Here is an 11,586-nt window from a genome sequence, read left to right as displayed (position 1 = left end):
CATCATTCTCTATACAGTATGAGGTTGGCACCATTAGCCTTTACGTGGCTGTATTTTATCTTGAATACTGGTGCCGATTTATATTTGACGCCATATTAGTTTCATCCGTAACTAATTGCAAGGGGCGTAAACGGGGTAATGATGAAAAAAAGTGACGATACGCTGCATTTGGGCGAATTCCTACCGTACCGACTTTCGGTTCTCTCAAACCGCATCAGCCGGGCAATTGCCGATGGTTATGAAGAGCAGTTCCAGCTTAGCCTGCCCGAATGGCGCGTGATGGCGGTGCTGGGGGGCGAGCCTGACCTATCGGCCGCACAAGTAGCCGAGCGTACTGCCATGGATAAGGTTGCCGTCTCCCGCGCGGTGAACAAGCTATTGGATGCTGGCAGGCTGGAGCGTCATTTCTCGCCCGAGGACAAGCGCCGCTCGGTGCTCGCCCTCTCAGAAGAAGGTGCCAAGATTTACCACGAGGTGATCCCGATCGCCCTTGGTTACGAAAGCCGCATTTTAGATAAGCTCAGCGAACCTGAGAAACTTGCTCTGATGTCCCTCCTCGACAAGCTTGAGGACATTCAGCTACACACCTGATGGCTTAAAGTGGGTTGTCGGCCGGATAGCCAAACAGGTAGCCCTGCAGGAAATCCACGCCCGCGCTCTCGAGCATGCGGGCGGTTTTTTTATCTTCCACCCCTTCCGCAATCACCTTGATATTCGACTGCTTGGCTGAATCGACAATATTCGCCACCAGAGTCCATTTGCGGCCATCTTCAAGCAGGTCGCGGGTCAGCGACTTATCAAGCTTGATAAAGTCCGGCTGGATTTGGGTGATGGTGGCAAGGTTGTTGAAGCCGGTACCAAAATCATCAAGCGCAATGCGGATGCCATGATCCTTGAGACGGGAAACCAGCCGTTGCAGCGTTTCAAAATCCGGGAACTGCTGGCTTTCAACAATCTCGAAAACCAGTTGCTCATGCGGGAGGTTCGTCTCCCCCAGCACTGTTTTCAGCCAGTTATTCAGCCCCTCTTCGCTGTCCACACTGAACGGCAGCACGTTCACGAACACATTTTCCTTGAGGTCGAAGCGCTTGGCTGTCCGGAGGGCACTTTCGCCCGCCGCAAGGTCAAGCGCATAGAGCATGCCCGCGTCTTCCGCGGTCTCAAAGAGCACCGGCGCCGGTATTTCAACGCCGTCCGTGTGCAGACCACGGATCAGGAACTCATACCCCAGAACGTCGCCATGGTCCTCGGCAGAAACAATCGGCTGCAGCAGCGACTTGTAGCGCCGGTCGGCCAACATATCGCCCAGCCAGCGCGCCGACAACTTGAGTCCAAGTTCCTGCAGCGACTGCATGGCGCCAAATTCCCTGAGGCCGGGTCGGGCGCTTCCGGACAGAAGCGCACGCACGGCTCGGCGCTCCTCAACGGACAATCTGGGTTCAAGAATGGGCAGAAGGCTTTCCATGTCATCCGACAGGAAACAGATGACCTCAGGCTCGCCAAGCGGCACCTCGATGATCTCAGCATCAACCAAGGATGTGCGCACCTTGGTGGCAACATCATCGTTTGCACACCAGAAAAACGCATGGCCGATACCGGTTACATGCGGATATAAAGATTCGTCAGGCAACGCTCGACCCCTCAAGCTGTCTGAATTGTTCAGCACCATTTTTTAGCACTCAAACACTTTTTCCCACAGCCGTAAAGGTTTGTTTCCAGTTCGCCTTATCGCTGACAAGCAAAAGAGAAAGCAAAAGGCGAGCTTTCCTGCCACGCAATCCTCCCGCCGGGACGAGGCCACGGGCAATGAGGTCTATCTCGGCACCCTTGTATCCATAGGTAGCCTCAAATACCCGCCCACCACGGGTGCGACTGGCCAGAATAACAGGCATCTCGGCGGCCAACTTTTCAGCTTTGCAGGCCCATAACTCCGACAGATGGCCTGCGCCATACGCCTCAATCACCACAGCTTTGTACCCAAGGGATGGCAGCATATCGAGCATGCGTCCGTCGTCATCCAGCACCGCACCCACAAGAGCAACCGGCGCGAGCGACGTCGCCTTCAGGCCATGCCCCTTGCGTGCGGCGCGGCGCCAATAAACATGACCTTCGGAAACAACGGCAACCGGCCCCTGCTCTGATGAAAACGCCTGCAGTGTGGAGGTATGTTCCTTGGCCACACACCAGGGGTCATGCACTTCACCGTTCATCACGAGGCTGACACTGCCCGCGGGTGCACTGAGCGCGGCGCGCACCGCATCAAGCAGGTTTGCCGGGCCGTCGGCCCCCGGCTGGTTTGGCGTACGCATGGCACCGGTGAAGATGAGCGGCCGGTCCCCCTTGTAGACAAGGCTGGCGAGGAATGAGGTTTCTTCCATCGAGTCTGTCCCCTGGGTGACAATAACCGCATCCGCGTCTGAGGCTTCAGCACGGTTACACAGGTCAGATATCAAGTCACAGGTGAGGTTGGCGCTGCCCTTTTGCACAAGGGTTTCAGCGCGAAATTCAGCCATTTCAACAAGGTCCGGCACGGCGCGGACAAGCTCGGCGGCTGATAAAGTCGGTGTGACCCCCGACCTGTCGCCGGGGGTCATCGCGATGGTTCCGCCGAGGGCGAAAACCTGAATGACGGGCTTTTTTTCCATGCCCGCCTTGTAGCCTAGTTTACGTTACGCGCCAATAGCTTCCAGCGCCGGAACGTAATTCAAATTCTGGTCGCGGGCGACGGCTTCATAAGTGATCTTGCCTTCAATGACGTTAAGGCCTTCCAGAAGGTGCTTGTCGTCCGCCAGCGCTTTTTTCCAGCCTTTGTTGGCGATAGCCAGTGCATGACGCAGCGTCGCGTTATTGAGCGCCAGCGTGGACGTACGCGCAACACCGCCTGGCATGTTGGCGACACAGTAGTGCACCACTTCGTCAACGATATAGGTCGGGTTTTCATGTGTCGTCGCCTTGGAGGTTGCAAAACAGCCACCCTGGTCGATAGCGACATCCACCAGTACCGAGCCGCGCATCATCTTGCCGATCTGCTCACGGTTCACCAGTTTTGGTGCCGCGGCACCTGGGATCAGGACAGCGCCGACGACAAGATCAGATGCCAGGACATGCTCTTCAACCGCGTCATTGGTGGAAAAAACCGTCTTCACCTGGCCTTTGAAGATATCGTCGAGCTGCTGCATACGGCGGATTGACCGGTCGAGGATGGTGACATCAGCCCCCATGCCAACGGCCATGCGTGCCGCATTTGTACCCACAACGCCGCCACCGATCACGGTTACTTTAGCAGGCGCCACGCCCGGTACACCGCCAAGCAACATGCCGCGGCCGCCTTGGCTCATCTCCAGCGCATGTGCACCAGCCTGAATGGACATGCGACCGGCAACCTCAGACATCGGCGCAAGCAGCGGCAGCCCGCCAAACTGGTCTGTCACGGTCTCATAGGCAATGGCAATCGCGCCGGACTTGATCAAACCCTGTGTTTGTGCGGGATCGGGCGCAAGGTGCAGGTATGTGTAAAGGATCTGGCCTTCGCGCAGCATTTCGCACTCAACCGCCTGAGGCTCCTTGACCTTCACGATCATCTCGGCTTTGGCGAAAACCTCAGCGGCGGTGTCGATGATCTTTGCGCCAACAGCTTCATACATGTCATTGGTGAAGCCAATTTCAAAACCGGCGTTGTTTTGTACGATCACGTCGTGGCCGTTTTCAATCAGTTCACGCGCGGAGGCAGGCGACAGGCCCACACGATATTCACGGTTCTTGATTTCCTTAGGTACACCTACAAGCATTATGCCCTCCTCAGATACTGGTGCTTGCGTGAAAGGAGATGTGTTCACCCTCCCCGAAATTGGCGCCCAATCTACGCCAAAGCGCTTGGAATGTCCTTGCAAAGACATGCGGCTTGTCGCAGTATCTTGCATGAATTGACTAATAATTTTAAATTTAACGCAGGAATCTGCGAATGATTAACATTGATAAGATTGATCGTGCGATCCTTGATGCTTTGCAGCAGGACGGTCGACAATCAAACGTAGAGCTCGCAAAAAAGGTCGGCCTGTCTGAAAGTGCGTGCCTGAGGCGGGTTAAAAACCTTGATGAAAAAGGTGTCATCACCCACTACACCGCCAATGTGAGTGCGGCATCTGTTGGGTTGCCAGGCTCTGTTTTTGTACGTGTATCGCTTGTCGACCAGCAGGAAGAAAAGCTGCGCAAGTTTGAAGAATCGGTCCGCAGCGTGCCGGAGGTAATGGAATGTTACCTGATGAGCGGGGACGTGGACTATATGATCCGTGTTGTCGTGGGCGGCGCGCCGGATTATGAGCGCATTCACAACACACTCACCCGCCTGCCAGGCGTGGCACGCATCCATTCAAGCTTCGCGCTCCGCACGGTGCTCAAGCGCACCCGGCTGCCGCTCGGAAATCGTCAGACTTAATCAAGCCATCCCGGCACGGGCAGATTCTTCGAGCGTAAAAATTCAGGGTTAAAGAGCTTGGACTGGTAGCGGAGGCCGCTATCGCACAGGAGCGTGACAATCGTGTGCCCCGGCCCCATCTGGCGCGCGAGACGGATAGCCCCGGCCACATTGATGCCGGTGGACGAGCCGACACAGAGGCCTTCCTTTTTCAGCAGGTCAAAAGCGATGGGTAGTGCCTCGTCGTCCGGGATCTGGAAGGCTTCATCAATTGGTGCATCTTCAAGGTTTTTGGTAATACGGCCCTGCCCGATGCCTTCTGTGATAGAGCTGCCCTCGGCCTTCAGTTCACCGTGCTTGACATAGTTATAGATGGCGGCTCCCATCGGGTCGGCGAGTGCGACAACGACATTCTTGTTGAAGTCCTTAAGGCCCATACCGGTGCCGACAAGCGACCCGCCTGAGCCGACGGCAGTGATAAAGGCGTCCACCTTGCCGTCCGTCTGCTGCCAGATTTCCTTGGCCGTGGTTTTGATGTGCGCCTCACGGTTGGCCACATTGTCAAACTGGTTGGCCCAGATCACACCATGCTCCTCCGATGACGCCAAGTCTTCAGCAAGGCGCTTGGCCACATGGTTGAAGTTGCCGGGGTTCGAGTATGGTGCGGCAGGCACAAGCTTGAGGCTCGCGCCCATAGTGCGCAAAGTATCAATCTTTTCCTGTGACTGCGTTTCCGGCATCACGATCAGCGTGCGGTATCCCTTGGCATTGGCGACAACCGTCAGGCCGATTCCGGTGTTGCCCGCAGTGCCTTCAACGATCAGGCCACCCGGCTCCAACTCGCCGCGCTTCTCGGCTTCCTCGATGATATTGAGCGCGGGGCGGTCCTTGAGCGAACCGCCGGGATTAGCGTATTCCGCCTTGCCAAGGATAGTGCAACCGGTCAACTCGGACGCATATTTCAGCTTGATCAGGGGTGTGTTGCCGATCGCGGCCAAGGCACCGGTATACTCGCTCATCTGTCTCTCCACTCTCGCCCGCATAGCCGGGCTCTTTTCAGAAGCAGGTTCTTAAGTGGCATGGCCTTGCGCCATTTCAAGAGCGAGATCAAGCGGATTTTCGAAGTTTACTAGAAAATTTTTCTTTTAAATAAAAACAGGCGCCGAAGCGCCTGTATGAAATTCCATATTCCGTGGCTTAGTTGGACTTATCTTGCAAGCCGTCTTTGATCAGACGATCAATTTTCGCTTCAAGAAGGTCAAGTGGCAAACCGCCCGACGAAAGCACTGCGTCATGGAAAGCCCGCACGTCAAAACGATCCCCCAACGCTTTTGTTGCCTTTTCCCTCAGTTCAACAATCTTCAGTTCACCCATTTTGTAGGCAAGCGCCTGACCCGGCCAGGAAATATAACGGTCCACTTCTGTGCGGATATTGTGCGTGGATAGTGCGGAGTTTTCCTCCATCAGCTTGATGGCCTCGGCCCGTGTCCAGCCCTTCATGTGCATGCCGGTATCCACCACAAGGCGGCAAGCGCGCCACATTTCATAGGTCAGGCGGCCAAAACGCTCGTAAGGCGTCTCGTAAATATCCATTTCCAGACCAAGGCGTTCGCTGTACAGCCCCCAGCCTTCACCAAAGGCGTGTGGATAGATGCCAAGGCGAAACTCCGGAACATCCTCAAGTTCCTTTGAAAGCGCGATCTGCAGGTGGTGGCCCGGCACAGCTTCATGAAGCGTGAGCGCCGGCAGGGTATAAAGCGGGCGCTTGTCGAGCGCATAGGTGTTCACCCAGTAATAACCACCGCGGGGTGCATCGAGCGGCGCACCGGAATAACGGCCCGTGGTGTAATTGGGGGCGAGTACGTCAGGCACCGGCTCAACGCCATATGGCTGACGCGGCAGGGTATTAAAAAGCTGCGGCAGGCGGCCGTCGATCTTCTTCGCAATATAGGAGGCGTGCATCAGGAGTTCTTTTGGCGACTTGGCGTAGAACGGCTCGTCCGTGCGCAAAAACTCAAGAAAGTCGGCAAAACTGCCTTCGAACTCAACTTCCTCGATGATCTCTTCCATCTCTGAGCGGATACGGGCGACTTCACGAAGACCGATTTCATGCACCTTCTCCGCCGTCAGGTCCGAGACGGTTGTATAGTAGCGCACCATGGCTTCGTAATACTCAGCACCGCCCGGCGTTTCGCTCACGCCGATACTCTCCCGCGCTGCGGGATAATATTCATCTTTCATGAAGCGATTAAGTGCCGCATAGGCTGGCATCACCGTATCCATGATCGCGGCTTTCGCCTCCGAGCGCAGGGCCTCTTGCTCGGCCTCGCCCACACTGTCGGCCATTTTACGGAAGGGGTCGTAGAATGTGCTGTCTTCCGCCTTTTCCTTCACGATAGCCGCAAACGACGGCAGAAGGCCATCTAACACCACCTTGGGCATAGTGAAACCTTCATCCATCCCGACACGCATGTTGACGATATTTTCTTCAAGATAGCGCGGCAGGTCCTCCATACGGCGGATATAGGCCCTGTAGTCATCCGCCTTTCGGAAATTGACGGAAGCCCCCATACGCGTCGGCCATGTATGGAAACCGCTGTCGGAATATAGTGGCATGCGCCAGGTGCGATATTTGGCGTCCGTCAGGCGGCTCTCGATCATGAAGCGGAACATGTCGTAGTTCAGTTGATCATCTTCCGACAGCCGATCCCTTTTGATAGCAAGAAGTTCAACCAGGAAAGCCTTATTGGCGGCTTCACGACGAGCTTCATCTTCTGGTGTTACGCCCGTCATGCGGTCTGCGACCGGCCGTGGCTTGCCACGCGGCCCGGTACCAGGGTGTTCAGCATAGTGGTTGTCGCGCTCCTTCTGGAACAGAACATAAAGCGCGTTCGTCTCTTTCTTGCTGGGCGCAGCGGTTGCAACACCGCCAAAAGCCAGCGTGGCAACCACAAGGGCTCCAAGCACCCTCTTCAAGCCACGGACATTCATAACTATCCTCCCCTTTTACCCACTCACGATATTTTCAGACAAATGTTCATATCCGTCCTTGAATGTATTTCTTTCATGCGGAACAATTGCGCGCAAGTCAAATGGGAGGACTTTATGTGGCTTAGAAAAACAATGACCGCTGCGACATTTCTTTGTGCCGTGGCCGGGGGGACATCAATGACACAGGCCGACGATGCAAAACCCGAATATGCACTGGTGATCCACGGCGGTGCCGGCACCATCACGCGCGATAAGCTGACCCCCGAATTGGAGTCTGAAATCCGCGGAACGCTCGGTGAGGCTCTCGCGACAGGCAAAGCCATCCTAGCAGATGGCGGGTCGGCGCTGGACGCTATCACCGCAACCATTCAGGTGCTTGAGAATTCGCCACACTTCAATGCAGGCAAAGGTGCCGTCTTCACGGCTGAGGGCAAGAATGAGATGGATAGCTCCATCATGAATGGTTCCGACCTGAACGCCGGCGCTGTCTCTGGCGTCAGCAATGTGAAAAACCCCATTACCCTCGCCCGCGCGGTGATGGAAAAATCTGTGCACGTAATGCTGCAAGGTAGTGGCGCTGAACAGTTTGCAGATGAGCAAGGCATCGAGCGCGCCGACGACGCCTATTTTTTCACCGACTACCGCTGGGGCCAGTTACAGGACGCCAAAGTCAAACAGAAAGGTCCGCTTCTGGACCATGATGGCAAAACGCATTCCTCCGTCGAAGACATTACCAACGGTGATTACAAATTTGGCACCGTGGGCGCTGTCGCGCGCGACAAGAACGGCAACCTTGCTGCAGGCACGTCAACTGGCGGCATGACTAACAAGTCCCACGGTCGGGTCGGCGATGCCCCGATTATCGGTGCAGGCACATATGCGAACAATGCAAGTTGCGCGGTATCAGCGACCGGGCACGGTGAATATTTCATCCGTGCAACCGTCGCCCGTAACATCTGCGCCTTGATGGAATATGCGGGCCTCTCGCTTGAGGAAGCCTCCTACCGTATCGTGAAGAACGAACTGGTTAAAATGGGTGGAGACGGCGGCATCATCGCCGTAGATAAGGACGGTAATACTGTTATGCCGTTCAATACACCGGGCATGTTCCGTGGCCGTGTCACCAGCGAACTGAAAGCTGAAGTCGCGATCTACGAAGACTGAATTTCAGCCAAATAATCACATAAAGTAAGGGGAGCAAACTATTATGATTGCTCCCCTTTTTTAGTTTCGAATTTTAGAAAGCCGCCCGGAAAGACACCTTCAGGTTACGTCCAGGCAGCGGCACGAGGTCCTTGAGGAAACTTGTGTGCTGGCGTGCCTCAACGTTCCCCAGGTTAGTGCCGCGAAGCTCAAACGCCAGGTCCTTGTTATCAAAAGGCCGAAGCGTGAGATATGCATTCCATAACAGATAGTCATCTGTGGGCAACTCATGCGCCGTTGTCCGGTTCTGTGCGGCTTCATACTCAAGCTCGGTCCGGATATCAAAGAGGTCGGCCCGCGCTTCAATACCAAAGAGCGCGGAGAACGGCGGAATACGCGGCAGGTTATCGTTACCTGCAACGCCCTTGAGTTCAGCCCTTACCATGTCCGCCTGCGCGTCAACGTGAAGGTCAATCTCACCAACGGTTTCGGTCTTGTAGGTGCCGACATGATACTCTGCCTTGGCCTCAAAGCCATAAAGTCGCGCATCGTTTGCCGTGAAAGCGAAGACCTCAAGGCCATCTTCCTCTTCGCCTGTCACCCGCTCATAAATGAAGTCATCATAGTTGGTCAGATATCCATTCAGCACAAAACTGAAAGCCTCGGTCGAATAGGTATAGGTTGCTTCGATGCCAAGCGCGGTTTCAAGTTCAAGTTCCTTGTCGCCAAGCTCATACGCGTTGGTGGCAAGGTGCGGGCCATTGGAAAACAGTTCCTCTGTCGAGGGTGCACGCTCTGTCCTGAACACAGATACCCCGACAAAGGCACTGTCTGTCAGGTCATAACCAGCCCCCGCCGAAAGGCTGAAACCGTCAAAGGAACGGTCATCGGCAGGGTTTGCATCCACTTCATATTTGGTGTGTTCGTACCGCCCGCCGACATCCAGTTGCCACCGGCCGAGCGTGAAATCCTTCACCGTATAAATGCCTGCCTGAGTCCCCACGGTTGCGGGTACAAAAGCTTCATCTCCGATCGCGGAAAAATCGCGCCTCTTGACCTGGAATCCCGTGGAGCCTTTCCACGTCTCACCACCCTTTTCCGCCAAGTCGAGGCGGCCTTCCCAGCCCTTGTTCTTGAAAACCGTACCGATTTTCTCGCCTTCCAGCTCTGTGTGCTTATAGTCGGCATAGGCAAAGCGCATTTTGGCTTTTCTGAACCAGCCTAGATCAGTCTCTATCTCGCCGTTCAGATCAAAACGAACCTGATCGAGATCAATGGACACAAACTCCTCTTCACCCGCATGGCCTTCTTCTCCAGCCGCGCCGTCCTCTTCTTCGTGCGCATGGCTATGGCCCGGCACACCGTACTGGCTGTCAAGCTTGCGCACGTTCATGCCGATGAAGCCATTGTCGAACACCATACTTGCCCCCACGGAGCCGCCTTTTGTCTCGGTCGCGGTATTTTCAGCGATACCAAAGGTTTCTTCGTGTTCTTCCTCCAGCTCTTCATCCTCGCCTTCGTGCTCAGCTTCCTCGAGGGCCCGAAAAGCGGCGGACTCGGAAAAGCCGGGGATTTTATAGTCATCCGTTTTGCGGTACATGGCATCACCGTGCACCACGAGGTCTGTACTGCCGAGGCTGGCAACACGCGCATTCACCGCACCCGTCACTTCGTCCCCGTCATCAACCGTGCTGTGGCTATAGCGGAAACCACCCTCCACGTCGTCTTCAGGCACATACGTGGGTATACGGCCGTCAAACACGTTAACGACACCACCTGCGGCGGAACTGCCGTACATCAGCATGGCAGTGCCGCGTAATATCTCGATCCGCTCTGCCAGCGCAGGCTCAACCGCGACAGCATGGTCGGGGCTGGTGCTGGAAGCATCAATTGAGCCGATACCGGCGTCGAGCACCCTGATGCGGTCACCGCCAAGGCCCCGAATGATCGGGCGACTGGCACCCGGGCCAAAGAAGGTGGACGACATGCCCGGCTGGTGCTTGAGTGTTTCACCGAGCGAGCCATCGAGCTGGCGCATGATATCTTCCTTGCGCATCACAGTCGCGCCAAGGATGGTTTCTCCAAGCTTGCGGCCCTCATAGGCCCCGGAGACAACAATTTCTTCGAGCCTTTCTTCAGGCGGTGCTTCAGCATGAGCGACGTGTGGCGCGGCTGCGACCACCAGCAGCGAGGCAGAGGTGTATAGCGCCATCTTTCTTTTTACCGCGTAAGAATAATTACCAAACATGATTTTCGTTTCCTGTTTCCCTGATGGGTAGATTTGTCTCAGGCACCTGATGCGGCGCCGCATTATCTGGAATCAGGAAAATTCAGGTGGCCCCCGGATAACGTGCCGTGAACGCGACACGGCGTAAGATGCTGCCACATAGGCTGGCACCTCGGTACTGCCTTCATTCAGCGGAAGTGATACCCCTGCTTCCCCGGGCGCAACAGCAAGAGCATGGTCCGCGAACTTGCAGAGCATGCAACTTGTATCAACAGGGCTATCCGCGTCATGGCCCGTAGCGTGGACAGCACTGGCCGACTGCAACGCGATATAGATAAGCGCTGCAAATACCCTTATTGGTTTTTGAATATGCGTGACCTTGATCACGATATCCCCCTTCAATCACATGAACATTGCGACGACTGCCGCACAAATTCGGGCAGACGTCGATAAAGCCCGCACAACAGCGGGCTATGTATCTAGTGAGTGGGGGGTGGGCCGCGAATAGCTTCGATGCGGACTGTCGCAACAACAGCAGCGGCACCAAGCAGCGCTTCATGAAATTCATGCCACACCGGTGGCTCTATCACAGGCCCCGGCTTGGCCAGATCAGCGTCGGACAAATGTTTGCAGGCCGTCGAGATGATACAGGGATGGCCGTCATGCAGATGTTTGCTGCTGCCATAGGCAGACGCATGGGCCGTTGCCATGATTTGCGCAGCGACAAACACAACGATCAGCCAAGGCAAAAGCCTTGCGCTAGCCACTCGTTGATATGTCGCGCTAAAGGTCATCCCAGTTCCATTTTATC

General features: G+C 55.5%; 11 protein-coding genes. 3 read left to right on the top strand and 8 right to left on the bottom strand.

Annotated features, from left to right (window positions below):
* Positions 1–138 precede the first annotated feature (138 nt).
* Positions 139–591 (top strand): MarR family winged helix-turn-helix transcriptional regulator, encoded by a 453-nt coding sequence (locus tag OEU85_RS01290; RefSeq protein ID WP_262689625.1) that lies wholly within the window; start codon positions 139–141, stop codon positions 589–591.
* A gap of 4 nt (positions 592–595) precedes the next feature.
* Here the strand turns inward: OEU85_RS01290 and OEU85_RS01285 are convergent, their stop codons facing one another.
* From OEU85_RS01285 to ald, 3 genes are read right to left on the bottom strand one after another with little or no spacing between them, the layout of a single operon-like run.
* Positions 596–1,630 carry an EAL domain-containing protein gene (locus OEU85_RS01285; protein WP_262689624.1) on the bottom strand — a complete coding sequence of 345 codons (1,035 nt, stop codon included), beginning with the start codon at positions 1,628–1,630 and terminating at the stop codon, positions 596–598.
* Between the two features lie 49 nt (positions 1,631–1,679).
* Entirely contained in the window at positions 1,680–2,645 is a 966-nt protein-coding gene (locus OEU85_RS01280; RefSeq protein ID WP_262689623.1) for an asparaginase, read from the bottom strand.
* Positions 2,646–2,669: 24 nt separating this feature from the next.
* Positions 2,670–3,788 carry an alanine dehydrogenase gene (gene ald, locus OEU85_RS01275; protein WP_262689622.1) on the bottom strand — a complete coding sequence of 373 codons (1,119 nt, stop codon included), beginning with the start codon at positions 3,786–3,788 and terminating at the stop codon, positions 2,670–2,672.
* A 173-nt stretch (positions 3,789–3,961) separates the two neighbouring features.
* Between ald and OEU85_RS01270 the strand changes: the two genes are divergently transcribed.
* Complete coding sequence (locus OEU85_RS01270; RefSeq protein ID WP_262689621.1) at positions 3,962–4,435, top strand: Lrp/AsnC family transcriptional regulator; 474 nt, start codon at positions 3,962–3,964, stop codon at positions 4,433–4,435.
* Here OEU85_RS01270 and OEU85_RS01265 read toward each other — a convergent pair.
* The gene (locus tag OEU85_RS01265; protein ID WP_262689620.1) at positions 4,432–5,433 is read right to left on the bottom strand and encodes a cysteine synthase A; all 1,002 of its coding nucleotides are present in this window, start codon (positions 5,431–5,433) and stop codon (positions 4,432–4,434) included. The genes OEU85_RS01270 and OEU85_RS01265 overlap by 4 nt on opposite strands.
* A gap of 178 nt (positions 5,434–5,611) precedes the next feature.
* The gene (locus OEU85_RS01260) at positions 5,612–7,405 is read right to left on the bottom strand and encodes a DUF885 domain-containing protein (protein WP_262689619.1); all 1,794 of its coding nucleotides are present in this window, start codon (positions 7,403–7,405) and stop codon (positions 5,612–5,614) included.
* Between the two features lie 177 nt (positions 7,406–7,582).
* Between OEU85_RS01260 and OEU85_RS01255 the strand changes: the two genes are divergently transcribed.
* Complete coding sequence (locus OEU85_RS01255; RefSeq protein ID WP_262689618.1) at positions 7,583–8,569, top strand: isoaspartyl peptidase/L-asparaginase family protein; 987 nt, start codon at positions 7,583–7,585, stop codon at positions 8,567–8,569.
* Positions 8,570–8,642: 73 nt separating this feature from the next.
* On the opposite strand, the gene OEU85_RS01250 is transcribed toward OEU85_RS01255, so the two are convergent.
* The 3 genes from OEU85_RS01250 to OEU85_RS01240 all read right to left on the bottom strand — a co-directional run bounded on the left by OEU85_RS01250 (position 8,643) and on the right by OEU85_RS01240 (position 11,542).
* Positions 8,643–10,796: a TonB-dependent receptor gene (locus OEU85_RS01250; protein ID WP_262689616.1), complete on the bottom strand. Its 2,154-nt coding sequence runs from the start codon at positions 10,794–10,796 to the stop codon at positions 8,643–8,645.
* A 72-nt stretch (positions 10,797–10,868) separates the two neighbouring features.
* Positions 10,869–11,162, bottom strand: a complete 294-nt coding sequence (locus OEU85_RS01245; protein WP_262689615.1) for a hypothetical protein — start codon at positions 11,160–11,162, stop codon at positions 10,869–10,871.
* A 92-nt stretch (positions 11,163–11,254) separates the two neighbouring features.
* On the bottom strand, positions 11,255–11,542 hold the full coding sequence (locus tag OEU85_RS01240) for a hypothetical protein (protein ID WP_262689614.1): 288 nt from the start codon (positions 11,540–11,542) through the stop codon (positions 11,255–11,257).
* Positions 11,543–11,586 lie beyond the last annotated feature (44 nt).

The organism is Kordiimonas aestuarii (assembly GCF_025574465.1).
In the GTDB taxonomy this organism is placed as follows: Bacteria; Pseudomonadota; Alphaproteobacteria; order Sphingomonadales; family Kordiimonadaceae; genus Kordiimonas; species Kordiimonas aestuarii.
The sequence above is the reverse complement of the archived record's forward strand: the minus strand, read 5'-3'. Positions and strand labels throughout refer to the sequence as shown.

What these genes read in the sequence shown, in the direction of transcription:
- OEU85_RS01270 (WP_262689621.1), top strand. Translation starts at nt 3,962, where the DNA reads ATGATTAACATTGATAAGATTGATCGTGCGATCCTTGATGCTTTGCAG.
- OEU85_RS01250 (WP_262689616.1), bottom strand. Translation starts at nt 10,796, where the DNA reads ATGTTTGGTAATTATTCTTACGCGGTAAAAAGAAAGATGGCGCTATAC.
- OEU85_RS01255 (WP_262689618.1), top strand. Translation starts at nt 7,583, where the DNA reads ATGACACAGGCCGACGATGCAAAACCCGAATATGCACTGGTGATCCAC.
- ald (WP_262689622.1), bottom strand. Translation starts at nt 3,788, where the DNA reads ATGCTTGTAGGTGTACCTAAGGAAATCAAGAACCGTGAATATCGTGTG.
- OEU85_RS01280 (WP_262689623.1), bottom strand. Translation starts at nt 2,645, where the DNA reads ATGGAAAAAAAGCCCGTCATTCAGGTTTTCGCCCTCGGCGGAACCATC.
- OEU85_RS01265 (WP_262689620.1), bottom strand. Translation starts at nt 5,433, where the DNA reads ATGAGCGAGTATACCGGTGCCTTGGCCGCGATCGGCAACACACCCCTG.
- OEU85_RS01290 (WP_262689625.1), top strand. Translation starts at nt 139, where the DNA reads ATGATGAAAAAAAGTGACGATACGCTGCATTTGGGCGAATTCCTACCG.
- OEU85_RS01260 (WP_262689619.1), bottom strand. Translation starts at nt 7,405, where the DNA reads ATGAATGTCCGTGGCTTGAAGAGGGTGCTTGGAGCCCTTGTGGTTGCC.